Annotated in this window: 21 protein-coding genes; 18 read left to right on the plus strand and 3 right to left on the minus strand. The window is 48.7% G+C overall.

Annotation, left to right across the window (positions count from 1 at the left end):
• The first annotated feature begins 136 nt into the window (after positions 1-136).
• The 4 genes from ADS79_RS08355 to yajC all read left to right on the plus strand — a co-directional run bounded on the left by ADS79_RS08355 (position 137) and on the right by yajC (position 4821).
• Positions 137-2146, plus strand: a complete 2010-nt coding sequence (locus tag ADS79_RS08355) for a SpoIID/LytB domain-containing protein (protein ID WP_236699915.1) — start codon at positions 137-139, stop codon at positions 2144-2146.
• Between the two features lie 42 nt (positions 2147-2188).
• On the plus strand, positions 2189-3217 hold the full coding sequence (gene queA, locus ADS79_RS08360; RefSeq protein WP_049737942.1) for a tRNA preQ1(34) S-adenosylmethionine ribosyltransferase-isomerase QueA: 1029 nt from the start codon (positions 2189-2191) through the stop codon (positions 3215-3217).
• A 134-nt stretch (positions 3218-3351) separates the two neighbouring features.
• On the plus strand, positions 3352-4482 hold the full coding sequence (gene tgt, locus ADS79_RS08365) for a tRNA guanosine(34) transglycosylase Tgt (RefSeq protein ID WP_049737943.1): 1131 nt from the start codon (positions 3352-3354) through the stop codon (positions 4480-4482).
• A 15-nt stretch (positions 4483-4497) separates the two neighbouring features.
• Complete coding sequence (yajC, locus tag ADS79_RS08370; RefSeq protein WP_049737944.1) at positions 4498-4821, plus strand: preprotein translocase subunit YajC; 324 nt, start codon at positions 4498-4500, stop codon at positions 4819-4821.
• Positions 4822-4879: 58 nt separating this feature from the next.
• Here the strand turns inward: yajC and ADS79_RS08375 are convergent, their stop codons facing one another.
• On the minus strand, positions 4880-5281 hold the full coding sequence (locus ADS79_RS08375; protein WP_049737945.1) for a TIGR04086 family membrane protein: 402 nt from the start codon (positions 5279-5281) through the stop codon (positions 4880-4882).
• Between the two features lie 132 nt (positions 5282-5413).
• Here ADS79_RS08375 and corA point away from each other — a divergent pair, with 132 nt between their 5' ends.
• On the plus strand, positions 5414-6391 hold the full coding sequence (gene corA / locus ADS79_RS08380; protein WP_049737946.1) for a magnesium/cobalt transporter CorA: 978 nt from the start codon (positions 5414-5416) through the stop codon (positions 6389-6391).
• Positions 6392-6459: 68 nt separating this feature from the next.
• Positions 6460-7173, plus strand: coding sequence for a DUF421 domain-containing protein (locus ADS79_RS08385; protein ID WP_049737947.1), 714 nt, complete (start codon positions 6460-6462; stop codon positions 7171-7173).
• Between the two features lie 2 nt (positions 7174-7175).
• Here ADS79_RS08385 and spoVB read toward each other — a convergent pair whose 3' ends face one another.
• On the minus strand, positions 7176-8762 hold the full coding sequence (gene spoVB, locus ADS79_RS08390; protein ID WP_049737948.1) for a stage V sporulation protein B: 1587 nt from the start codon (positions 8760-8762) through the stop codon (positions 7176-7178).
• Positions 8763-8848: 86 nt separating this feature from the next.
• Here spoVB and ADS79_RS08395 point away from each other — a divergent pair, with 86 nt between their 5' ends.
• The 9 genes from ADS79_RS08395 to ADS79_RS08430 all read left to right on the plus strand — a co-directional run bounded on the left by ADS79_RS08395 (position 8849) and on the right by ADS79_RS08430 (position 19006).
• Entirely contained in the window at positions 8849-9085 is a 237-nt protein-coding gene (locus ADS79_RS08395) for a post-transcriptional regulator (RefSeq protein WP_049737949.1), read from the plus strand.
• 176 nt (positions 9086-9261) lie between these two features.
• Complete coding sequence (gene secD, locus ADS79_RS34160; protein ID WP_084765703.1) at positions 9262-10500, plus strand: protein translocase subunit SecD; 1239 nt, start codon at positions 9262-9264, stop codon at positions 10498-10500.
• Entirely contained in the window at positions 10490-11413 is a 924-nt protein-coding gene (gene secF / locus ADS79_RS34165; RefSeq protein WP_084765705.1) for a protein translocase subunit SecF, read from the plus strand. The genes secD and secF overlap by 11 nt, the downstream gene beginning before the upstream one ends.
• A gap of 84 nt (positions 11414-11497) precedes the next feature.
• Positions 11498-12379 carry a cation diffusion facilitator family transporter gene (locus tag ADS79_RS08405; protein ID WP_049737950.1) on the plus strand — a complete coding sequence of 294 codons (882 nt, stop codon included), beginning with the start codon at positions 11498-11500 and terminating at the stop codon, positions 12377-12379.
• A 99-nt stretch (positions 12380-12478) separates the two neighbouring features.
• Positions 12479-14833: a single-stranded-DNA-specific exonuclease RecJ gene (gene recJ / locus ADS79_RS08410; protein ID WP_049737951.1), complete on the plus strand. Its 2355-nt coding sequence runs from the start codon at positions 12479-12481 to the stop codon at positions 14831-14833.
• 12 nt (positions 14834-14845) lie between these two features.
• On the plus strand, positions 14846-15358 hold the full coding sequence (locus tag ADS79_RS08415) for an adenine phosphoribosyltransferase (RefSeq protein ID WP_049737952.1): 513 nt from the start codon (positions 14846-14848) through the stop codon (positions 15356-15358).
• 379 nt (positions 15359-15737) lie between these two features.
• Positions 15738-17906, plus strand: a complete 2169-nt coding sequence (locus ADS79_RS08420) for a RelA/SpoT family protein (RefSeq protein ID WP_049737953.1) — start codon at positions 15738-15740, stop codon at positions 17904-17906.
• An 81-nt stretch (positions 17907-17987) separates the two neighbouring features.
• Positions 17988-18425, plus strand: a complete 438-nt coding sequence (gene dtd, locus ADS79_RS08425; RefSeq protein ID WP_049737954.1) for a D-aminoacyl-tRNA deacylase — start codon at positions 17988-17990, stop codon at positions 18423-18425.
• 26 nt (positions 18426-18451) lie between these two features.
• The gene (locus ADS79_RS08430) at positions 18452-19006 is read left to right on the plus strand and encodes a Rossmann-fold NAD(P)-binding domain-containing protein (protein ID WP_049737955.1); all 555 of its coding nucleotides are present in this window, start codon (positions 18452-18454) and stop codon (positions 19004-19006) included.
• Between the two features lie 127 nt (positions 19007-19133).
• Here the strand turns inward: ADS79_RS08430 and ADS79_RS08435 are convergent, their stop codons facing one another.
• Positions 19134-20987: an N-acetylmuramoyl-L-alanine amidase family protein gene (locus tag ADS79_RS08435; RefSeq protein ID WP_049737956.1), complete on the minus strand. Its 1854-nt coding sequence runs from the start codon at positions 20985-20987 to the stop codon at positions 19134-19136.
• Between the two features lie 188 nt (positions 20988-21175).
• On the opposite strand from ADS79_RS08435, the gene ADS79_RS35585 reads away from it, so the two are divergent.
• The 3 genes from ADS79_RS35585 (at position 21176) to hisS (ending at position 24712) form a co-directional block, all read left to right on the plus strand.
• On the plus strand, positions 21176-21346 hold the full coding sequence (locus ADS79_RS35585) for a hypothetical protein (protein ID WP_162839512.1): 171 nt from the start codon (positions 21176-21178) through the stop codon (positions 21344-21346).
• 100 nt (positions 21347-21446) lie between these two features.
• Complete coding sequence (locus tag ADS79_RS08440; protein WP_049738179.1) at positions 21447-22961, plus strand: coproporphyrinogen III oxidase; 1515 nt, start codon at positions 21447-21449, stop codon at positions 22959-22961.
• Between the two features lie 470 nt (positions 22962-23431).
• On the plus strand, positions 23432-24712 hold the full coding sequence (gene hisS / locus ADS79_RS08445; RefSeq protein WP_049737957.1) for a histidine--tRNA ligase: 1281 nt from the start codon (positions 23432-23434) through the stop codon (positions 24710-24712).
• The last annotated feature ends 24 nt before the right edge of the window (positions 24713-24736 follow it).

Consider the following 24736-nt stretch of genomic DNA (forward strand, 5'->3'; position numbering starts at 1 on the left):
GTTCCGATGGTTTTTTCTGTGCAAAACATCTTGAAGAGCGGCCGATAGCTTCGTCAATAGTAGGACGCAGAAAGTTGTTCGATCGCGAAGACGTTTGCTCCCAAATTGAGAAAAAGGGCAGGAGATTGCATTGTGATTGTCGAAAAACATGGGAGTAGATGCCAATTTTCGACGATTTCAGGTGAAAGGAAGGACGATGGACGACATGAAGAAGAAATGGATGGGAACTGTCCTTTCGGTGGGCCTGATCACAGCAGCTCTTTTGGGGGGACAAGTTCCGGCAAAAGCAGCTGGCGACAATATCAGGGTTGCGCTATTTGTAGATACAGGGCAAGGATACCGAGGGGTAGTCCCTTCGATTACGTTAACCACTGAAAAAGGAATGGAAGTAACACTGGAGGGCCCAGGGGGCAAGACAGAGTTACCTGACTTAAAAGGAGATGCAGCCCGATATCGGGTTGACGAATATCATCTAATCGTTACAGAGACGCCTGACTGGAATCTCGCGCAGCAGGTAGCACAGCAGATGAGTCAGCGCAAATACGAGGGCTCGATTCAGGTGACTACTCGCAATGGTCAGACTATCTACCAGGTCGTTAGTGGCTCGTACGACAACTATCAGGCTGCCACCAATCAGGCAAAAACAGTTGCTCAAGCGACTGGTCAAAATCCGTTTGTAAAAGGTCCTTTCCGAATGGAGGTAGGACAGTACAAGAGCTTGAATGAAGCGCAGAGAACGCAGTCAGCTTTTGAGCAAAAAGGAATCCCTGCTTATCCTGTCATGCTAGCAGACGGCGGTAAAATAACCTATGCAGTATGGATTGGCGATGAGGTCAGCTATGACGCCGCATCGGCTTTGGCAGGGAGAGCTGCCGGTGCTGTTCCGGGCTATACCTACCATGTGCCTTCAACTCAGTCTTATGCTGTGCTGAAGCAGGATGTATACGGCTCACCAGACGAAAGAATTTGGAAATACGTGTTTTCATCCCAGGTAAAACTGACCGCCCGGGCGCTTAAAACAGAGGATCAAGCCTTGATCAGTGTAGTGGAGCGGGACCAGCGGACGTATCGGGGCGAGATGGAGCTATCCGATTACAACGGTCATCTGACATTGGTAAATGAACTGCCAATGGATGAGTACCTGTATGGCGTAGTTGGCTCCGAAATGGCTCCAGACTGGCCGATAGAGGCCTTGAAAACACAAGCGGTCCTGTCGAGAACTCGTGCGGTGTGGCAAGGTAATAAGTACGGCATCGCGAATGTATCGGATACGGTGATTGAGCAGGCGTATTATGGTGTAGCAAAAGAGTCCGAGGTTGTTCGCGAGGCTGTCGACAAAACAAGGGATGAAATTATCTACTATCAAGGTAAGCCAGTAGAGTCTCTGTTTTACTCAAACGCGGGCGGTATGACGGCAGATGGCACGGAGGTCTGGGGAAATCCGGTTCCTTATTTGCGTCCTGTGACGAGCGATGATACATATCCGATGGAGAGAGCAAACGTGTGGTATCGCGTGGAGTTGTCGGATGGTTCGACCGGTTATGTACGAAATGATCTGGTATCAGTGACAGGAGCTGCAAATGGTAAAGGTCAGCGCACAGCTGTCATTACAACAGCAAATACGAATTTGCGCTCAGGACCGAGCACCACGCTACACCGGGTGTTATCCACATTGCCAGGCGGCGCTGAGGTTACCATCCTCTCGGAAGAGGCGGAGGAAAATGCTTACTCGTGGACGCGAGGTCCATACACGGTTGCTGAAATTACCGCTATGATTAATGCAAGTCAGGATAAATACAAGGCTGCTCGCATTTCTGGAAATGTCACGAGTCTGAAGGTAACGGCGCGAGGTCCATCCGGGCGAGTGATCGCGATGGAGGCAAACGGCAAACCGATTGCTGCACCTTCGCCGGATACATTCCGCGCTATTTTCCAACAGGGGGGTACTTCTCTTCGCAGCACGAAGTTTGATGTAGAAGTGATCCAAAACAACAAACAAGCAGGACCACAGTTTTTATTTCGCGGTACCGGTTATGGTCACGGACTTGGTGTATCGCAATACGGTGCACGTGCAATGGCGGAGAACGGGTATGACTATAGGCAGATCTTGCTACACTATTACCAAGATGTGACAATCGAGAAATAAGTCCTTTGCGACATGATCTGACAGAAAAGGGAGTAACGATTCGTGGACGTGCAACAATTTGATTTTGAGCTGCCGGAGCATCTGATTGCCCAGCATCCTTTAGAAGATCGGACTTCATCCAGATTGCTTGTTTTGCAGAAGCAAACCGGAGAGATTATGCACCAGCATTTTACTGATCTGATTGATCATCTGCAGCCAGGAGATGTGCTCGTCATGAATGACAGCCGAGTGTTGCCTGCCAGATTGATTGGAGAAAAGTCTGAGACAGGAGCAAAAATCGAAATTCTCCTGCTAAAATCTTTGGGTGACGATCGCTGGGAGACACTGGTGAAGCCAGGAAAGCGGATGAAGCCTGGTACGGAAGTGGTTTTCGGGAATGGACTTCTGCGTTGTGTATGTGAAGAGGTGACTGAGACGGGAGGGCGGATTGTACGCTTTATGTACGAGGGAATTTTTTACGAGATTCTCGATCAGCTTGGCTCGATGCCTTTGCCTCCTTATATCCATGCACAGCTGGAGGACAGTGAGCGATACCAAACGGTTTACGCACGGGAGAGAGGATCGGCAGCAGCTCCAACTGCAGGCCTGCATTTCACGAAGCCTTATCTGGAGAAAATCGCGGCAAAAGGAATCCAGCTGGCATATGTGACGCTGCATGTCGGACTGGGGACGTTTCGCCCCGTTGCAGCTGATTCCGTCGAGGAGCATGTGATGCATGCAGAGTATTACGAGATACCTGAAGAAACGGCAGAGTTGGTCAACCGGGCGAAAGCAGAGGGCAGACGGGTGATCGCTGTCGGGACAACTTCATGCCGTACACTGGAGACGGTGGGCAGAGCACATGGAGGAAAGCTGGCAGCGACTTCCGGCTGGACCGATATTTTTATTTATCCGGGCTATACCTTTTCGATTTTGGACGGACTTATGACCAATTTCCACTTGCCGAAGTCTACGCTTGTCATGCTGGTTTCCGCATTGGCTGGAAAAGACAATGTCATGAATGCGTACAAAACGGCGGTTCAGGAAGAATATCGCTTTTTCAGCTTTGGAGATGCTATGCTCATTTTATAAAAAGTCTCTGCCATAAGAAATGTGAACAACCCACCTGTATAAGTGTGTACTTATGACTTGGGTGGGTTTACTTCACCCGGAAGTTTTTCTATAATAGGAAAGACTTACATACATAGCTTGAGGAGTGCAATGATTTGGCTGTACGCTACGAATTAATCAAAACATGCAAACAAACAGGTGCACGTCTCGGTAAACTCCATACTCCTCATGGGACCATTGACACCCCGGTCTTTATGCCAGTAGGCACACAGGCAACGGTCAAGACGATGAGCCCGGAGGAACTGAAATCAATCGGAGCGGGCATTATTCTCAGCAACACCTACCATTTGTTTCTTCGCCCAGGGCATGAAATTGTGAGAGAAGCAGGCGGTCTGCACGGATTTATGAATTGGGATCGTGCCATTCTGACTGACTCGGGTGGATTCCAGGTTTTTAGCTTGAGTAATCTGCGCAAAATCACGGAGGAAGGCGTTTCCTTCCGCTCTCACCTGAACGGAGAAAAGCTGTTTATCGGACCAGAAGAAGCGACTCAGATTCAGAATGCATTGGGTGCGGATATCTTTATGGCCTTTGATGAGTGTGCTCCGTATCCGGCTGAGTACGATTATGTGAAGAAATCGATGGAGCGGACGACCCGTTGGGCTGAGCGCTGCCTGAAGGCACACTCCCGTCCAGATGAGCAAGCGCTTTTCGGTATCGTCCAAGGCGGGATGTACAACGATTTGCGTGCTCAAAGCGCCCGTGACCTCGTATCTATGGACTTCCCGGGATACGCGATCGGTGGCTTGAGCGTAGGGGAACCGTTTTCATTGATGTATGAAGTGCTGGAGCATACCGTTCCGCTGCTTCCTACAAACAAGCCCCGTTATTTGATGGGGGTAGGTTCACCAGATGCACTGCTTGATGGGGCTATCCGGGGAATCGATATGTTTGATTGTGTATTGCCAACGCGTATAGCGCGAAATGGGACATGCATGACAAGCCAGGGAAGACTGGTCATTCGCAATGCCAAATACGCTCGTGATTTCACTCCGCTGGATCCGAATTGCGACTGCTACACCTGCAAGAATTACACACGTGCTTACATCCGACACCTGGTCAAGTCGGAGGAAACCTTTGGTATTCGTCTTACTACCTACCACAACTTGTACTTCCTGGTGAAGTTGATGGAGCAGGTGCGTCAGGCCATTGCCGAAGACCGCTTGCAAGATTTCCGAGACCAGTTTTTCGCTCAATATGGATTGGGTGAAGATAGATCTTTTTAATCGAGGGGGATTTACATGGAAGGCTTGACGAATTTTTTACCGATTATCATCATGTTTGCGATTTTCTACTTCTTGCTGATTCGTCCGCAACAGAAAAAAGCAAAGCAGCGTAACGCAATGCTTGCTGCGATCAAAAAGGGCGACAAAATCGTTACGATCGGCGGCATGCACGGTACGATTCAAGAGCTGACAGATGATATGGTAACCTTGCGTATCGCACACAATGTGAATGTATCGTTTGATCGCGGTGCTATCAATAGCGTGGTGTCTGCTAGCAACGAGTCAGCAGCAAAAAGCGAGCCAGCAAAAGTGGAAGAAGCAAAAGAAGAATCGAAATAATACAGGAAAAGCAGGTGGGAGTCTCCCGCCTGCTTTTTTGCATTTCTGCGCCTGTACACTACCGCCGCGGCTTGATTCCTTTTGGCTTGTGACTGGAATTGGCAGAGTTTACCCCCATAATTCCTCCAATGCCTGCGATACCAAAGGCAGCGAGGAGATAGAGAAAGGTGTTCCATTGCATAGGGGCATCAAAGCCAAGAAAGCCGATTAAAATGACTAAAATGAAATAGGAAAGCCCGGTTAACCCCCCATAGTACCAGCCTTTGCCGCCGCATCGCCGACCTGTTACAAAACCACCTGTCAAAAGGCCTATGGCATTGATGACGTAAGTAAAATAGGGGAGAGAAGCTTCTCGCATGCTGGTAAAGCTCAGAAGAAGAGTGGCCAGCAATGCTCCAATCAAAATGAGGCCAAGCGTATACAATAATCCCGTCAGTACAGAGGTGGATGCACTCCGCACAATATTACCCCCCTCACTGCTCAAGTGTTTGTACCATCTATATGAAAGGCTTGGCAGACGTATTCATATTCGCGTTGAACATTGAAAGGAATTTTCGTATGATGGATGAGGAACAAGACGGGGGTGAGGAAGATGATCAAAACCTACTTTTACAACCACTCAGAACAGAAGATGTTTCACGATGTTGATTTGGCTACAAAGGATCAGTGGCTGAAATCGCCAGAGGACCTGCTCTGGATTGATCTGTATGATGTGGGCAACAATGAGCTTCCCTATATTGCTAAGATCTTCGACTTTCACCAACTGGCTATCGAGGACTGTCTGCACGTAAGTCCACGGGCCAAAGTGGATAAGTACGATGATTATTATTTCTTCGTCTTTCACGCCCTGCGTTACAATGAGGAGAGCGACGATGAGATTACCACAGTAGAACTGAACGTGTTTCTCGGCCCGAATTATATCGTCACGATTCACAAATCCCCTATGAACACTATCGGACGGATCGCAGCTATGTGCCATCGTAATATTTCTTATTTAAATCGCGGTCCTGATTATTTGCTTTATGCGATTGTCGACGGGATTACGGATGAGTACTTCCCGATTATCGACCGGATTAGTGTGCGGATTGACGAGCTGGAGGACGAGATTTACGAGCACCAGATGCAGGAAATTACCGAGGAGTTCCTCGCGTTGAAGCGAACGATTATTTTGATTCGTCGCGTCATTATGCCGCAGAAGCGAATCTTCGCCAACGTAAATGGCCGCTATTCCTTCGATATCTCCGAGGAAAACGTTCCGTTCTACAGTGACCTGACAGACCATTTGGAGAGGATTTCAGATTCGACGGAAACCTTCCGTGATCTGGTAAATGGTACACTGGATACGTACTACACGATTATTAGTGCAAAAACAACAGAGACGATGCGAGTGTTAACCATCATCTCGACGATCATCCTGCCTTTGACGTTTATTACAGGGTTGTTTGGAATGAATACCTTTGCCTGGTTGGGAGAAGAAGCGGAGCCGTATATGCTGGTGGTCGCGCTTGTGATCATGCTGGGGATGACGTTTGGGATGCTCAAAATTTTCCAAAAGCGAAAGTGGCTGTAATTGGCGCTAATAGTTGAACGCCCCTTTGCTAAAGACTAGTATCAAATGTCTTTAGGGGGCGTCGTGAAGTGGAAGGACTTTCAACAGCGTTGCTACGCACCCTTTTCTCGTATTTTTTTCTCCTGATCATTATGCGAATGATGGGGAAGCGAGAGTTGGGGAAGCTATCTGTTTTTGATGTTGTGATCTCGATTATGCTTGCTGAGATGGCCGCTATGGCAATTGAGGATGTTGACAAGCCGGCCATTCTTTATTACATACCCATGCTGCTGATCGGTTTGTTGGAAATTGGTCTGGCGTATTTTGCCTTGAAAAGCAAGAAGTTCCGTGATGTGGTAGCAGGGTCGGCAGACTTGATTATTGAAAACGGCGAAATCAGAGAGCATGCCATGCGCCGGAACCGTTTGAATATGGATGACCTGATGGTTCATTTGCGGCAAAAAAATGTAAAGAACATTGCTGACGTTGAATTTGCGGTGATGGAGCCTACTGGTCAGATGAGTGTGTTTTTAAAGCAGCCCAAAGACACGGTAAAGCGTGAAGACATGGAAATACCCGAAAGCAAACCCGTGGGTCCCGTATTTTTTAAAGGACTTCCGATCCCGTTAATTTTAGATGGGAAAGTAAGGGATGAGGCACTAAAAAAAATTGGACAGAACGAGCTCTGGTTAAAGCGAGAGATTCGCAAATATGGGATCAAGGACGTACGCGATGTTTCGTTTTGCTCGATAGACGATCGCGGGATCATGTATTTGGACAAAAAGGACAAGCCGCTGCAATAATGTCAGCGGCGAGGGAAAAAGATTGCCAATTGTTCCCCGATCCAAGGAATACGACGCACATCCTGTTTGCCGAGAACACGCATCGCAACCAACAGGACGAGGTAAAGCAACATACTTGCCATGGTGCTTAAGAGCAGCAGGCGACCCGTAGAGGCCTCGATAAACCAGTGATTCGCTATATACCAGCCTGAATAGCCCATAGCCAGCATAGCGGCGCCAATTTTGCCGAACTCCCGCAGATCAATGGTAAAACCGATTTTCTTAATCAGGCTGGCAAAATGAAGCAGTGTCCCCAAGGTGATGCCGATGTTCATGGCAATCACCGCGCCATGAATCCCGAAAGATGGGTGAGAGGTTAACAAAAACATGGCGGCTGTTTTGATAACAGCACTGATAAGGGTATTACGAAACACGACTTGAGCGAAGTCGAGACCTTGCAGGGCTGCTGCCAGGGGAGCCTGAAAGAATAGAAAAACAGAAAAGGGAGCCAGCTCTTTTAGTAAAATGCCTACTTCTGTAAATTGCTCTCCGTATAAAAGAGCGCAAAGCGGCTCTGCGAAAATAGTAAGCAACACTGTACACGGTGCTCCTATAACGAGTGTAATCCGCATGGCTTGGTAAATGCGTCGATGCACGAGGGGGGCATTGTTTTGATAAGCGGCCTCTGCGACAGCAGGAACCAGTGAAACGGACAAGGAATAGGTTAGGAACGTTGGAAAGAGCAGCAAAGGTACAGCCATACCGGCAAATTGACCGTAGAGTCCTGTAGCAGTAGCGGTGGTATGACCGGCGATGACAAGAGCGAGTGGGACAAGCATCGGTTCCAGAACGTAGGCAATGGAGCCGATGACCCGACTCATAGTGACTGGAAGCGCGACGTGAATCAATTGCTTGATGCTCGCCCTGCTTTTGGAAACAGCTAAAAATAATGGTTTTTCAAAAAACTGGGCGGCTGTTTTTTTACTGCCCTTTCGGTATTGCCACAAAATGTACAAAAGTCCTGCTGCTTCCCCAAAAACAATGCTAGCGACAGCTCCGGCAGTGGCGTATTCGATCCCGGAAGAGAGAAAGGTGATGGTCATGATGACGACCAAAGCCATTCTTACTACTTGTTCCAATAGCTGAGACACAGCAGTGGGCACCATGTTTTGCTTCCCTTGGAAATACCCGCGCAGAACCAGGGAAATGCTCGCGATCGGGATGACTGGGATAGCAGCGAGCATCACGACATGGGCACGTTCGTCAGCAAACAGTGCTCCGGCGATCCAATTTGAAAAAACGACGAGCACCGTGCAGACGACCAGGCTAATCCCACTGGCTATGGATAAAGCTAATAACAGGAACTTACGGGTAAGGCGGGGATTGTTTGCCGCTTCTGTTTCTGCCACTTGTTTGGCGATGGCTACTGGCAGACCAAATGTTGTCACAGTAATCAGAAAGTATAACAGGGGCACAACCATTTGATATAGCCCCATTCCTTCCGCACCGATGATGCGCGAAAGCACGATCCTGTGAGCAAAGCCAAACACCTTCGTAATGCCGCCAGCAATGATGAGGATAACCGTTCCGTAAAAGAATGACTGTCTCATGGAAGGCTCCTTTGCACCAATAAATTCACTCAGTAAAGAATATGGACGTGCCGCACTCGGCATGACTACTTTGAGGGGGAAACAGAATGGATCAAGCGCAAAAGCAGGAATGGTATGGGCAAGTAGCTAGTCTTTGCCAGAGTAAAGCGGAGGAATTCGCCATGCTCGGCTATGAAAATGTGACCGCAGAGGAAGTGTGGGAATGTGTTGTAAGCAGCTACAAAGAGTTTCCTCCGCTTCACCGTTTAGTCAATGATGTCCTGTCTTTGAAGCCAAATAAGTATATGAACTACTTGATGATCCAAATGTACAAAAATTCATAGTGAAACTTTCTCAGCCCCCATTCGTATACGTATGTTGCGCAATGCAGACAAGGGGTGGGTTACCATGGTTCATCTTTCCAGCAATAATTGACACGTTTTTTCATACTTCGCTATAATGGGCATATTGGTTTCTCGTCTAGGACGGGACCCTGTTAGGAAAGAGGGGTATTACTGCTATGATAAAATGGGGAAGATTCCTCCTGTTCCTGGTCGTTGTAGGACTTTTGGGCACACTCGTGTCAACTACGATCACACAGGTGGCAAAGAACATCACACTCGGTCTGGACCTGCAGGGCGGGTTTGAGATTCTGTACGAGGTAGAGCCTCTCGAGGCTGGACACAAGGTTGATATCGAGCTGTTGAAATCAACTGCGCACATGATTGAGAAACGGATTAACATTGGTGGTGTCGTAGAGCCTGTAATTGCTACTGAGCTTCCAAACCGGATTCGTGTACAAATCGCCTCACAATCGGCAGATCAGGACAAGCTTCGTGAACTGATCGGTAAACCTGCTGTGCTTACATTCCGTGACGAAGCTGGCAAGATTATTTTACAGGGAAGCGATTTGGCTCCTGGCGGGGCAGCAGTAGGATATGATGATCTGAAACGCCCTTTGGTTACCCTGAAAATTTCTGACCCGAAAAAATTGGAAGATGTAACACGCGCCAATTTAGGTAAGCATATGGCCATCTATTTGGATGAAAATATGCAAACCAACCCTACCATTCAAAGCGTAATTACGGGTGGAAACGCACAAATTACTGGTAATTACACACAAGAGAGTGCGCAAGAATTGGTTGACCTCTTGAATTCCGGTGCGATGCCAGCGAAATTGGTCGAGCTGCAAGTAAACTCTGTCGGTGCTTCACTTGGTGCATTGGCCTTGCAAAAGACGATTTATGCAGGCTACATCGGTGCAGCTTTGATTTTCTTCTTCATGTTGTTTGTATACCGCATGCCAGGAATGATTGCGAATATCACACTGGCTGGATTTACTTATTTTTGTATGGTCGTTCTGGACTGGATGGACGCGACACTGACATTGCCGGGGATCGCCGGATTTATTTTGGCTGTCGGTATTGCCGTTGACGCCAACATCATTACGTACGAACGGATTCAAGAAGAACTGCGTTCAGGAAAAACCGTTCTGTCTGCTTTCCGCTCCGGTGAACGCCGTTCCCTGATTACCATTATCGACGCTCACGTAACGACACTGATTGCGACGGGCGTGCTGTTCTTCTTCGGGACAAGCTCTGTCCAAGGTTTTGCGGTCGTACTCGCTATGACAATCATCGTAAGTATCATTACCAACGTGTTTGGGTCTCGCTTCCTCCTGTGGCTGGTGGTCCGTTCCAACATGTTTAAAAAGCCGTTCTGGTTCGGAGTAAAGGAGAGTGAGATCGGTGAGCTTTAATCAAGAGAACACGGTCGTTAGATTTGACATCGTAAAGAATCGCCGAAAGTATTTTATCGGCTCTTCTGCGATCATTATTATCGGCTTTTTGTTTATGCTGTTCCAAGGTCTTCACTTGGGTGTAGACTTTAAAGCAGGGACACGACTCGATATTTTTGTGGGAAAAGAATTTAATACCGCAGATGTTGAGGCGGTCATAAAACAAGAAATTCCGGATGTTGCTTTTACCGGCATCACCCGTTATGGTGAAAACCAAGCGTATACCCGTTTTGATCAAGCCATTCCGTCTGACACGATGATGAAGCTGGAAACTGCTCTGAAGAAAAAGTTTGGGGATCAGGTAACGAAGCAGGTATCATCTGTTGACCCAACGATTGCACGTGAAATGGTGAAGAAAGCTGCGATCGCCGTTGCGATTGCCTCCATCGGTATCGTCATTTACATTGCGATCCGTTTCCAATGGCTCTTCGGGATTGCATGTGTTGCGGGACTTTTGCATGACGTATTTATCCCGATCGCGCTTTTCTCTGTATTAGGCTTGGAAGTAGATATCACGTTTATTGCAGCGATCCTTACCATTCTCGGTTACTCAATTAACGACAAGATCGTTATTTTTGACCGGATTCGGGAAAACCTAAGAACCATGAAGTCCAAAACGATTCCAGAGCTTGAGCATCTGGTTAACGTATCTCTTTGGCAGACGATGCGCCGTTCGATCTACACTGTAGCCACCGTATTTTTCACAGCGCTGGCACTGGCGGTATTGGGCAGCGAGAGCATTCGCAACTTCTCCCTGGCGCTTTTGTTCGGTCTGGTGAGTGGTACGTATTCTTCCATCTTTATTGCCGCACAAATTTGGGTAAACTTGAAAGAGCGCAACATGATGAAAAAGAAAAAAGAAAAACAAGCGTAATTAGACGTAAGATAAAGACCGCGGGGGTATCTCTCCGCGGTTTTCTACTCTCAAGAGGGGAATATCATTCGGGAGGGACTGTAGATGACAGATGAGCGCCTAGCCAAAGCACAGTTTGCTGCGTGGGTAGGGATTATTGGAAACATTGCACTGGCAGGAGTAAAGCTATTGATTGGTGTAATCGCCAAGTCTCAAGCTTTGATTGCTGATTCCATACACTCAGCGTCGGATGTAATCGGATCGGTCGCCGTCTTAATCGGTTTGCGTGCTGCAGAACGTCCACCTGACGAGGATCATCCGTATGGTCACGGAAAAGCGGAGTCTGTTTCGGCAATCATCGTTTCCGTCTTGCTTGCAGTGGTTGGCTTCGAAATGGGCGTGTCCTCAATCAAGTCACTCTTCATTCCTTTGGAAGCACCGGGCCTACTTGCGGTTTGGGCGGCAATCGGCTCCATGATCGTAAAAGAGTGGATGTATCGGTATAAATACAAGCTAGGGAAAAAGCTCAAAAGCCAATCACTGATGGCAAATGCATTGGAGCATCGCTCTGACGTGTTCTCTTCTTTTGCGGCACTAGTAGGGATTGGTGGCGCAATTGTCGGTGGACGGCTAGGAATTCCCTGGATGCTGTACCTAGACCCAGTTGCAGGTATTTTTGTGACCTTGCTCGTGTTGAAGATGGCGTACAAGATTTTGATGGAATCGATACATAGTACGCTCGACCATGTTTTGCACGACGATGATACGAAGGAACTGCGGCAGGCGATACTGGAAGTTTCTGGGGTCATGCGCATCGACTCTTTCCGTGCCCGTGAGCATGGGCACTACCAAATTGTCGACGTAAAAATAGGGGTGGATCCGTTCATTACCGTAGAAGCGGGGCATCGGATTGGCAAACAGGTAAAGCATGAGCTGATGAAAAAGTTTCCGGAGGTACGCGATGTTTTTGTGCATATCAATCCCTGAATGTGGATTTGTCGGGCTTTCAGCAAAAGCTGTATGTTTTACGCAGTTGTCAGTCTCCCGCTCCATCCTCTATAATGAATGAGGATTGGAGGAACGCTCATGCTGAAAGCGAAAACTCGCTGGAAACTGGCTACTTACGATGATCAATTAGCTGCAACGATTGCAGAAGAATGTCAGCTCACTCCGCTCGTATCCAAGCTGCTGGTCATTCGAGGCATTGAGTCATCGCAAAAGGCCCGAGATTTTCTTCAGGCAGGACCAGATTTATTTCATGATCCGTTCTTGCTAGATGGAATGGAACAAAGCGTGCGCCGTATTAGGCAGGCCATTGCAGATCAGGAACCGATATGCATTTATGGTGATTATGATGCGGATGGCGTAAGTTCCACATCACTTATGGTACATGTTTTGCGCCAACTGGGCGCCGTGTTTGACTATTACATCCCAAACCGTTTTACCGAAGGGTATGGGTTACATAAAGACGCCTTGGCGCAGCTGCAGCAAAGCGGTTACAAGCTGATTATTACAGTAGATACCGGGATTAGTGCAGTAGAGCAGGTGGAGTATGCCAAACAGCTGGGTCTTGACGTAATTGTAACCGACCACCACGAACCTCCGGCAATCATCCCGGAGGCATTTGCTGTGATTAATCCCAAAAAGCCTGGCTGTTCGTATCCGTTTGACATGCTCGCAGGGGTAGGAGTTGCCTTTAAACTGGGGCATGCCTTGTTGGGAGAGCCGCCACTCTATCTCGCTGATCTGGCAGCTTTGGGTACGATTGCTGACCTGGTACCGCTGGTTGACGAGAACCGTATTCTCGCGCGTGAGGGACTGAAGCGCTTGAATCATACGAGGAATCTTGGGCTGCAAGCGTTGATCCGCGTCTGTGGGCTCTCGGACAGTGATTTGTCGGCGGGACATGTAGGATTTGCCCTGGGGCCGCGATTAAACGCGAGCGGGCGCTTGGAGACCGCAGAATCGGCTGTCAAGCTGCTGACGACAGAAGACACGAATGAAGCAGAAGCATGTGCGCAGGCACTCGATGACTTGAATTGTGATCGCCAGGATTTAGTGGCAGCCATGACAGAAGAAGCTGTGCAGATGGTGAAGGAGCTGTACCCGCCTGATGAGCACAATGTGCTGGTAGTGGCAAAGGAAGGCTGGAATGTAGGGGTTGTCGGCATTGTTGCCTCTAGGCTTGTAGAGACATTTTACCGGCCAACCATTGTCCTGGGAATTGATCCGGAAAAGGGAACGGCGAAAGGCTCTGCACGCAGCATTGCCGGCTTTGACATGTATGAAGCTTTGACTGCTTGCAAAGAATGGTTGCCGCATTACGGCGGACATACGATGGCAGCAGGGATGACGCTGCCGGTTGAGAACCTTGATTTTATGCGTAATAAACTGAATGAGCTCGCTGGTCAGTGGCTTTCGGCGGATGATTTTATCCCCTTGACCAAGGTGGATGTATCGATGGATATTACCCAGATCAGTCTCGAATCAGTGGAACAGCTGGAGCAGCTTGCTCCGTATGGGATGGGAAATCCAACTCCTTTGGTAATGCTAGAGGATGTAGAGACCGCCGGGATGCGTACAATTGGCCGTGACGACAACCACTTGAAATGCTCCTTGAGCAAATCCGGAACAACCGTCGATGCGATCGGCTTTAACTGGGCCCATGTGACCAAAAAGGTGACGCCAAAAGCACGCTTCCAGGTCTTGGGCGAGCTATCCGTAAATGAATGGAACGGCAACCGCAAGCCCCAGCTAACGATACGGGATTTGTCGGTGCCACATCAACAAATCTTTGATTTGCGGGGAAGCCGCGACAAAGCGCAAAAATGGTTGCAGCTCTCGACTGAACCTGGCTCTATCACTGTGCTTTTCCACAAAGATAGCTATGATTTGCTCGCATCGCAGGCTACCGAGGAGCAGAGAAGGGCTCTGTATGTATTTGAGCATGAAAATAGCGAAAGCGTTTTTTCATCTAGTCAAAATGTCATTCTGTACGACCTGCCAAAACGTCGTGCTGATTTTGCTGCCATCCTAACGGGGATAAAAGAGGCAGAGAGAATTTATTGCATGTTTGGCGATCCAGACTTGGGAATGGAGCGGCTTTCCTGTCCAGGACGTCAGCACTTTAAAGAGCTGTACCAATTTTTCGTGCAAGTACCAACTGTCAAGCATATCCATCTGGATGCGCTGGCACGCAAGCTAAAGTGGAAAAGGCCACTTTTGGACGGCATGCTCGGTATTTTTCTAGAGCTGGAGTTTTTGGCAGAGGAGTCTGACCATTACCGTTTACTGAGCAATACGGCAAAACGTCCACTGGAAAGCTCTCGCCTTTATATGGAGTGGCAAGAGGAGTCTCAGCTGGCTACAGATTTATTACTTTCATCTTCAGAAGCCTTACTTCAATCGTTTCATCAGTTGGTGGAGTCTTCCACCGTTTAGGAGGAATTATTCATGGATTTCAAACAATATATTCGCGTCATTCCTGATTACCCGCAGCCTGGTATCCGCTTCAAGGATATTACCACTTTGTTAAAAGACGGTCCAGCCTATCGTGCTGCTATTCAAGAGCTGGCTGTATTTGCGCGGGAAGTGCAAGCAGAAGTGATTGCGGGTCCAGAAGCGCGTGGTTTCGTAGTGGGCGCGCCACTTTCCTACGAGATGGGCATTGGATTTGTTCCGGTGCGCAAATCGGGCAAGCTTCCATATGAGTCGATTAAAGCTGACTACGATCTGGAATACGGAAAAGACGCACTGGCTGTGCATGTTGACGCGATTCAACCAGGGCAGCGTGTTTTGATTGCGGATGATTTGTTGGCAACTGGTGGAACGATTGAAACGACAATCAACCTAATCGAACAGTTGGGCGGTAAAGTAGTTGGTGCTGCTTTCCTAATCGAGCTGTCCTATTTGGATGGCCGTCAAAAAATCGGGGATATGCCGATTAAATCTCTGATTCAATACTAATTTCGAAGAAAAAAAGCGGGTTATATACCCGTTTTTTTCTTTTTTCTTTGACTGTACCTACTTTACAGGGGAAAGCACCTTTACAATATGAACGACTTAAAAGATAATAGATGAAATACCATAGCCAAGTTTTCTTATTCGGATTAGCTGCATCAGAGCCCACGTTTACGTTTGGCTATTCACGTATAGCGTTTAGCTGACGGCACGGCGGGTTCATACTTACTTATAACGCAGTAGCACCTCTGTGAGTTGGCCTCATTTGAGGCTTTTTTATACCGATAGGAATTGAAGAAATTCTTGTCCCGTATAAGTGCAACCGCGCTTTGCCAAGGGCATGGCGTAGACAGGTTTTCTAATGAGAGGATAAGGGAAGGGAACTATGATTACCGGCATTGATGAGGTAGTAAAAAAAGCGAGCACTTATTTATCCCAATCGGATATAGACTTAATTACGCGTGCTTATCAGCTTGCTCACAAGGCTCATGAGGGACAGGTGAGAAAGTCTGGTGTGCCCTATATCATGCACCCGATCGCTGTAGCGGGTATCCTTGCCAATTTGCATATGGATGCCGTAACGATTGCAGCCGGATTTTTGCATGATGTGGTAGAGGACACTGAGATTACGCTGGATGATCTCCGCGATCAGTTTGGCCCTGATGTGGCGTTGCTGGTTGACGGTGTTACCAAGCTGGAAAAAATCAAGTATAAGTCAAAAGAAGAGCAGCTTGCTGAAAACCACCGCAAGATGCTGGTTGCCATGGCGCAGGACATTCGGGTCATTATGATCAAGCTTGCTGACCGTCTGCACAACATGCGGACACTGCGGCATATGTCCGAAGAAAAGCAGCGCGAGATTTCGGATGAAACACTGGAAATCTTTGCGCCACTTGCTCATCGACTGGGGATTGCCTCGGTTAAATGGGAGCTGGAGGATACCTCGCTTCGTTACCTGAACCCGCAGCAATACTATCGGATTGTTAATCTGATGCAAAAAAAGCGGGTCGAGCGTGAAGCCTACTTGAATGAAGCCTCGGATACGATCAGGGAAAAGCTGGGCGAGTTGAACATTGAAGCAGAAATTTCGGGTCGACCGAAACATATATACAGCATCTTTAAAAAGATGACGAAACAAAACAAGCAATTCAATGAGATTTATGACCTGCTTGCACTTCGGATTATCGTAAACGACATTCGTGATTGCTACGCGGTGCTCGGGATCGTCCACACGCTGTGGAAGCCGATGCCAGGCCGTTTCAAGGATTATATCGCGATGCCGAAGACAAACATGTACCAGTCGCTTCATACGACGGTCATTGGGCCAAAGGGCGAGCCGCTCGAGGTGCAAATCCGGACATGGGAAATGCATCAGACAGCGGAGATCGGGATCGCTGCTCACTGGGCCTACAAAGAAGGTCAGAGCGTCGTACAAGGATCTTTTGCCGAGAAGCTGGGGAGTCTGCGCGAGATCATCGAGGGTGGTTCCGAGGAAGCTCCCAATGCCCAGGAATTTATGGAGAGCCTCAAGCAAGACCTGTTCTCGGATACCGTGTTTGTTTTCACGCCAAAAGGAGACGTCGTCGAGCTGCCAAAAGGCTCCGTTCCGCTCGACTTTTCCTATCGCATTCACTCGGCGGTGGGGAACAGGACGATCGGTGCTAAAGTAAATGGCAAGATCGTTCCTCTTGATTACGCAATGAAAACGGGCGATATTATTGAGATTCTGACTTCCAAGCATTCGTACGGACCAAGTCAGGACTGGTTGAAAATAGCGAAGTCAGCACATGCTCGCAATAAAATTAAACAATGGTTTAAAAAGGAAAAGCGTGAAGAAAACGTCGCCAAAGGTCAGCAGATGGTTGAAACCGAGGTCAAGGCGCGTAGCTTTGATGTGAAGGAAGCTATGACGGAAGCTAACCTGAAGGAAGCTGCAGCCCGTTTCAATTTCCAAGGGGCGGAAGACATGTTTGCCGCTGTTGGATACGGCGGAATTACTGCATCTCAGATTGCTACACGTTTGGTTGACAAGCTGCGCCGCGAACGAGAAGAGCAGAACCCGATCATTCCAGAGGTTAAACCTAATACCGTTCATCAGGCAAAAAGTGAATCAGGAGTAAAGGTACGCGGTGTAGACAATCTGCTTGTACGTATATCCCGCTGCTGTACCCCTGTCCCAGGCGACCAGATCATTGGCTTTATTACAAGAGGTCGTGGTGTATCGGTGCACCGCTATGACTGTCCGAATGTGCTGGCGGATGAGTGCTCCGAGCGTTTGATTGATGTTGAGTGGGACAATGACTTCAAGCACAATTTCAACGTGGAAATCGAGATTACGGGCAATGATCGGAGCGGCCTTCTCAATGATGTTCTGCAAGTGGTCGCCGAGACGAAAACAAACATTGCAGCTGTCAGTGGCAAAGCCGATAAAAACCGGGTTGCGACCATACACATGACAATATCGATCAGCAATGTGGATCATTTGCAAAAAGTAGTAGAGCGCATTAAGCGTATCAAAGATATTTATTCGGTTCGCCGGATATTGAGCACCTGATCCCTGTGAGGATTGGGTGTTCTTGTTTTCAACACCTTCCACGGATTTGATAAGAAATGAGCATGAGGAGGACAAGCATTTATGAGAGTAGTCGTACAACGATCAAAAGAAGCGAGTGTAACCGTAGCAGGAGAGGTTGTCGGACAGATTCCGCACGGTTTGATGCTGCTCGTAGGAATTACACACGAGGACAGCGAAAAGGATGTGGAGTTCGTCGCTGACAAGATCGCAAATCTACGGATTTTTGAAGACGAGGAAGGGAAGATGAATCATTCCGTTCTGGAAACAGGTGGGCAAATATTGTCTGTCTCTCAATTTACGCTCTATGGTGATTGCCGAAAAGGAAGACGTCCTAACTTCATGGCAGCAGCACGCCCCGAGCAGGCAGAACCATTGTATGAGCTGTTTAATCAAAAGCTGCGTGAAAAAGGATTGCAGGTAGAAACAGGCCGTTTCGGAGCGATGATGGATGTTGCCCTGATAAATGATGGGCCTGTTACATTGATTGTAGAGTCTTAGAAATGTCGCGGTGAGGGGGAGTGGGAATGAGCAGGCAGGCATTGGTGGTAGGAGCGAGCGGGATGTTGACAGGAGTGGCGCGCTGGCTCGCAGAGCAGGGCTATCTGGTGACATTGGTCGGGAGAGATCAGGGACGGCTTGCACAAGTTCGGGACGGCTCCCTATATCCCCAATCCTTTACACTGCTTCCTCTCGATTATCACCGGACGGACCACTTGCGTGAGGCGATGGAGCAGTTAATTGGAGAGAACAGACACATCGATCTTGTGGTAGCCTGGATTCATCAAACAGCTCCAGACGCACTCCCCACGATTCAACAAGTGCTCTCTCGTCCAAACAAGAACTGGAGCCTCTACCACGTATGTGGGAGCAAAGCGTGGCTCCATCCTCCGATTGTCCAGGAAATAGCATCTTGTACCTATCATCAAATCATTCTCGGATTTATTTGTGAGAACGAGCAGAAATCACGTTGGTTGACGAACAACGAGATTGCCCAAGGCGTGATTCGATCTATTCAGTCACAGGAGATGCAATCCATTGTGGGGCAGGTAGAGCCTTGGGACAGACGTCCCTCTTCGTGATCTTGTTGTTCTTACATCAAAAAAGAAACCCCCAGCAGGGAAGTTGGGCTCGTCGTGTGCTGCGAGTCCGCTCATTGCTAGGGGTTTTTGAATGTCTTTGGCAAAGGCAATCTTGCAGAAGGCTTTATCAACCGCCCTGCGGGTTTAACGAATTGAAGTATTGAATAATCCCTTTGTATAAGCCTTCGGCAGCTAAATCCTGTTGTTTCTCCGAGCGAACCCGTATTTCATCATTGTAGTTGGAGAGGAATCCAATCTCCGCCAAAATAGATGGGACTTGGTTTTCCCGTAGAACAAAGTAGTCGCCGAAGCGGGATTGCAAATCTTTGTAGCTCGTCGCTTTAACCAGCTCATTTTGAACCAGCGAAGCGAGCTTGCTGGAGTTGCCCTGATTGTAGAAAAAGACGATTGAACCGTTTGTCGCTGTGTTCGGATGTGTATTATGGTGAACACTGACAAAAATATCTGCCTTGTTGTTAATGGCCACATCTACCCGTTGCTGAAGGGTCAGCTTGCGGTCATCAGCGCGTGTCATGATGACGCTTGCTCCTGATGATTGCAGCTTGTTTCTCAGCAAGAGAGCAACCTGCAGGTTTACTGTTTTCTCCAGGGTAGAAAAACTGGAGCCTGTCGCGCCATTATCATTGCCGCCGTGTCCTGCATCGACAACGATGGTTTTTCCGACGAGTTCATTGCCGCGAATGACAGCAGGTACACCGCTCGCCGATACGAGCCAACCGGCAATATAGCCGCTAGACCCGTCTGTAAACTTGACCTGGAACCATTCGCCTTCCTTATTGGCAATGCTATATTTTTCGCCCGGTTGCACTCGCTTGATGATTTCGTGCTCAGTGCTTGGGCCAGATCGTACATTTGTATCAGGGTTAACGATGGTGACATACGGACCGCTTGGTGTCGGCATGCTTGGCTGCGATACGGTAATGAGCCAGCCTGCTACCCAGCCCGTTTGCCCTGCTGGAGTTTGTACCCGGTACCAATCTCCCTGCTTCTCCACAACAGTCAGACTTGTGCCGACTGCCAGCGTGGTAATGATTGAGCTGGTAGTGTTGGCCTCGCTGCGCAAGTTTAAGCCGTCTGTTTGCACAGTAGCGGTTTGTTTGGCAGGTGTTGATGTTGTAGGCTGTCCAGGTTGTGCTCCTGAATTGATATCCGTCGGTGGATTACCAGGATCAAGCTCTGCGTTTGGATTAGGTGCCTGCTCAGTTGTAAACCAGGCGTTTACACCGTCATAGGGAAACTGAATCCAACCATTTTGTTGCGTGATGACATTCACCGTTTCACCGGCATGAAGCTGACCGATGGCGGGTGTAGTGGGATCCGGTGTTGCGTAAACATACGGTGCGTATTGTAGGGTCAGGCTGCTGCCTTGTACAGCAGGTGGCTTGGTTGCCTGCGATCCGCCAGCGGGTGGGGCAGTGGTTGTTGTGCCGCCGCCTGCAGAATTAGCTGGGGGGGTGGATGCTTGTCCTGCTGTCGTTTCTTTTACGAGCCAGGAAGCGACCCAGCCTTTGCTTTGGGAAGAGAGCTGAATTTGAATCCACTCTCCATTTTTCTGCACGATGTTATAGCGCGTACCCGGATTGATGGTTCCGACAATCGCATTCGTTTGTCCGGGGCCAGAGCGTACATTGAGATTCGTGGTCGTGCTTTCCACTTGTGCAACTGGAGCAGAGGCTTGCTGCTGGTTTGTTACCAGCCAATTGGCAACCCAACCTGTCTGCCCATTTGGCAGCTTCACTTGAACCCAGTCGTTTTTGGTGGAGATCACAGGCAATACAGTCTTGTTCGGCAGAGTGGTGACGACAGTGTCCTGAAGGCTAGGACCAGAACGGACATTGAGCTTGTCCACAGTGACCTGAACAGAACCGGCGGCCCAAGCTGTAGAGACGGGGATGGAAATGGCACATAGAAAAGTCAGGAGGGTCCTCAGGAGCTTTTGACGAACAAACACGATAGACATCCTTTCACGTTAATTTCCTCATACGAACCAAAATATGTCTTACATGTTTTTGGCAAATTAATCACTTCTCCCTATATCCTGCTTTTTCCTGCATCATCCGACAAACTTCCTCACTATTTTCCAGATTGCATTTCCCAGTGGAAGGCAATAATAGGAATGATAGATAGAGCAATCAGGAGGAATTTGTCGTGAGGCAATCAAATAAGGAAACCTTTGCACAGGAATTGAACCGAAAGTTTTTCTCTGTCGATTTTCATGATTTTTTGGAAAAAGATGCTTCATTAAATGATGTGGAACTGTCAAAGGAATTTACTCCAAGTGTCAGAGATGTTCAGCATTTGCGCAAAAAACGGAAGTGATGGGAGAGCTTGCCTGCTGCAGTGCCACTTGGACAGTTGACCGTGACTGTCACCGTCAGCTATGATGAGGAGTGGCATTTTGAAAAAGCAGGTGAACTCCATGATACAGATTACATGCGTGGGACACGCGTTTGAGCGTGAGCTCTCGTTGATTCTTGCCTTGTTTTACGAGGATCCACAGCTTGTTTTTGTCCCGGAATGGACGAATGAGGCTGATTTAAAAATAAAACTGGCTTTGACAGTACAGGATGAGGGCGTTTTGGCGACAGGCGAGCTGTTCGATGGTACAAAACGCTTGACTCATCAAGTAAATCGGGCGTACGTGGCTCGTGACGAAAAAGCGATGCGCAAAACAGCCAAGCAGGCCCTTTGCTATGCGCTCTTGTTAATGCTGGAAGAATACACGGGGATGGAGCAAGGGTGGGGCATTTTGACCGGGATACGCCCAACCAAATTGCTGCATCAGCTAAATGTGGCAGGTGTCCACAGAGAAGATGCACATCGCCGCCTTCAGCAAGAGGTGATTTTACGACCATACAAACTCAAGCTGCTGCAAGAGATCGTTGACAAGCAGCTTGCGGTTGTACCGGATTTGTATCAGATTGATCGCGAGCTATCTGTCTATATTGGCATACCATTTTGTCCGACGAAGTGTGCCTACTGTACGTTTCCTGCTTATGCCATTCGGAGCCATGCTGCGTCCGTAAATCCGTTTTTGGCGGGTCTTCATTACGAGATCGAGCACATGGGCAAGTGGCTGCGGGAAAATGACCAGCGGATTACGTCCATCTATTTTGGTGGCGGGACGCCAACGAGCATCACGGCCGATGATATGAATCATCTGTTCGAAGCGATGCACGAATCATTCCCTCACATGGCTGATGTTCGTGAATTGACGGTAGAGGCAGGACGACCTGACACGATCACCAGAGAAAAGCTGGACGTGATGAAGCGCTGGGAGGTAGATCGCATTAGCATCAACCCCCAATCGTTTACGCAGGAAACCTTGCAAGCGATCGGTCGCCACCATACTGTCGAAGAGACGATAGAAAAGTACCATCTGGCAATGGAGATGGGGCTTACAAATATCAATATGGATTTGATTATTGGACTCCCCAATGAAGGTGTAGCAGAGCTTGCGCACAGCCTGCAAGAGGTAGAAAAGCTGATGCCGGCATCCCTTACCGTCCATACGCTTTCGTTCAAGCGGGCTTCGGAAATGACGCAGAACAAAGACCGTTACAAGGTAGCCAGTCGCGAGGAGATCAGCAGAATGATGGACATGGCGTCGGATTGGACTGCTACCAACGGGTATGATCCATATTATCTGTATCGCCAAAAAAACATCCTGGGTAACCTGGAGAATGTAGGTTATTCGAAGCCTGGACAGGAAAGCATATACAACATCATGATTATGGAAGAGGTTCAAACGATTTTGGGTCTGGGGTGTGGGGCAGTCTCCAAGCTGATGGCACCAGGGAGCGGCAAGCTGTCACGTTTTCCGAATCCGAAAGACCCGAAGACGTATAACGACACGTACAAGGTGCTCGTAGAAAATAAGCTGCGTGATTTGGACGAGATCTATTTCGGAAAACAGGCCGTCTCACCGGAATAGCTATTCTTTAAAAAAGTTTTATGGAGCGCCTGTTGACGCGTGCCTGCTGGTTTGCTATGATTCACAATAAGCTTTTTGAATAAGTATTGATCTGATGACGGGAACAAGTATCCAGGAACCGGATAACCAGAGAGAAGGCGCCGTGGCTGAGAGTGCTTTCGTATAACGGCTTGGAGAATGACATCCCTGAGGACCGCAGTGAACGGCAGAAGAGCTTCTTTGCTGAGTAACTGGCAGGCGTGCGCCGGCGTTAACGGCTAATAAGTGGGATAGCCTTTCAAGAAACAACGGGCTATTCAAACAGGGTGGCACCACGGGAGTATAAAACCAGTCTCTCGTCCCTGACATGCGGCGATTAGCTAAATGTCAGGAGACGGGGGGCTTTTTTATTTGCTTGATAAAGAAGTCCTCTGATCCTGGAGGTTTGGCGTAGCCCAAGTTTTTTCAAAAGACATGGAGGTTCGATGGGAATGACAAGAATTCAGATCCCCCGCGGTACACAGGATATCATGCCTGGTACGGTAGAGCTTTGGCACTACATTGAAGCCAAAGCACGCGATCTATGCCGCCGCTCCAATTATGCGGAGATTCGAACACCGCTGTTTGAGAGCACAGAGCTGTTCCAGCGCGGGGTAGGCGAAACGACGGATATCGTGGAAAAAGAAATGTACAGCGTAGCCAATCCGCGCAGTACAGATGCTCTCACGCTTCGCCCGGAAGGTACAGCTGGGGTAGTTCGCTCCTACGTCGAAAACAAATTGTACGGCGTGCCGAACCAACCAACAAAGCTGTATTATCTGGGTCCAATGTTCCGTCACGAACGTCCACAAGCGGGACGCTATCGTCAATTTGTTCAGTTTGGTGCAGAAGCGATTGGGTCGAGTGATCCAGCGATTGATGCGGAAGTCATTGGTTTGGCTATTCGCTTGTATCAGGAGCTGGGACTGACTGGTCTGAGCGTTGAGCTAAACAGTGTAGGAACACTGGAGGATCGCGCTCGTCATCGTGAGCATTTGCTGGCTCATTTGAACGGGGTTCGCTCGGAGCTTTGCGAGGATTGCCAATCGCGTATTGACCGAAATCCTCTGCGCGTGCTCGATTGCAAGAACGAAAAATGCAAGTCGCTTACTAAGGACGCACCGTCCATTCTGGATTATTTGAGCGAAGAGTCTGCGGCGCATTTTGAAGCGGTTAAAGGCTATTTGACTGCACTGGATATTCCGTATCACGTGAATCCGCGTCTGGTACGTGGTCTCGATTACTACACACTGACAGCCTTTGAGATCAAAATGGCCGAAATCGGTGCGGTGGAAACGCTATGTGGCGGCGGTCGCTACAACGGACTGGTTGCAGAGCTGGGCGGCGACGACATGCCGGGTATCGGCTTTGCACTCAGCATCGAGCGCTTGCTGCTCGCATTGGAAAAGCAAGGTGTTCAGTTGCCGATTACAGGAGGCATCGATTGCTTCGTGGTCGTCCAATCACCAGAGGCAAAAACAGCAGCATTCGTGCTCGTGGATCAGCTTCGCCAAGCGGGGATCGCAGCTGAGCTTGACTACCTGGATCGTAAAATGAAAGCACAGCTGAAGCAGGCGGACCGGCTTTCTGCCCGTTTCACAGCGATCATCGGCGAGACAGAGCTTGCCAATGGCACTGTTGTCCTGAAAGAAATGGCTACTGGTGAACAGCAAGAGCTCAAGCAGGAAGAGCTTGTGGCCACACTGCACGCAAAAAGAAACTATACGAACTAAAATAACCGAGTGGGGGATATCAAA

The organism is Brevibacillus reuszeri, assembly GCF_001187725.1.
Classification (GTDB): domain Bacteria; phylum Bacillota; class Bacilli; order Brevibacillales; family Brevibacillaceae; genus Brevibacillus; species Brevibacillus reuszeri.

Excerpts from the sequence above, each read along its gene's own strand:
- yajC (WP_049737944.1), top strand. The coding sequence starts at position 4,498 with ATGGAAGGCTTGACGAATTTTTTACCGATTATCATCATGTTTGCGATT.
- corA (WP_049737946.1), top strand. The coding sequence starts at position 5,414 with ATGATCAAAACCTACTTTTACAACCACTCAGAACAGAAGATGTTTCAC.
- spoVB (WP_049737948.1), bottom strand. The coding sequence starts at position 8,762 with ATGAGACAGTCATTCTTTTACGGAACGGTTATCCTCATCATTGCTGGC.
- ADS79_RS08395 (WP_049737949.1), top strand. The coding sequence starts at position 8,849 with ATGGATCAAGCGCAAAAGCAGGAATGGTATGGGCAAGTAGCTAGTCTT.
- secD (WP_084765703.1), top strand. The coding sequence starts at position 9,262 with ATGATAAAATGGGGAAGATTCCTCCTGTTCCTGGTCGTTGTAGGACTT.
- ADS79_RS08405 (WP_049737950.1), top strand. The coding sequence starts at position 11,498 with ATGACAGATGAGCGCCTAGCCAAAGCACAGTTTGCTGCGTGGGTAGGG.
- recJ (WP_049737951.1), top strand. The coding sequence starts at position 12,479 with ATGCTGAAAGCGAAAACTCGCTGGAAACTGGCTACTTACGATGATCAA.
- ADS79_RS08415 (WP_049737952.1), top strand. The coding sequence starts at position 14,846 with ATGGATTTCAAACAATATATTCGCGTCATTCCTGATTACCCGCAGCCT.
- ADS79_RS08420 (WP_049737953.1), top strand. The coding sequence starts at position 15,738 with ATGATTACCGGCATTGATGAGGTAGTAAAAAAAGCGAGCACTTATTTA.
- dtd (WP_049737954.1), top strand. The coding sequence starts at position 17,988 with ATGAGAGTAGTCGTACAACGATCAAAAGAAGCGAGTGTAACCGTAGCA.
- ADS79_RS08430 (WP_049737955.1), top strand. The coding sequence starts at position 18,452 with ATGAGCAGGCAGGCATTGGTGGTAGGAGCGAGCGGGATGTTGACAGGA.
- ADS79_RS08435 (WP_049737956.1), bottom strand. The coding sequence starts at position 20,987 with ATGTCTATCGTGTTTGTTCGTCAAAAGCTCCTGAGGACCCTCCTGACT.
- ADS79_RS08440 (WP_049738179.1), top strand. The coding sequence starts at position 21,447 with ATGATACAGATTACATGCGTGGGACACGCGTTTGAGCGTGAGCTCTCG.
- hisS (WP_049737957.1), top strand. The coding sequence starts at position 23,432 with ATGACAAGAATTCAGATCCCCCGCGGTACACAGGATATCATGCCTGGT.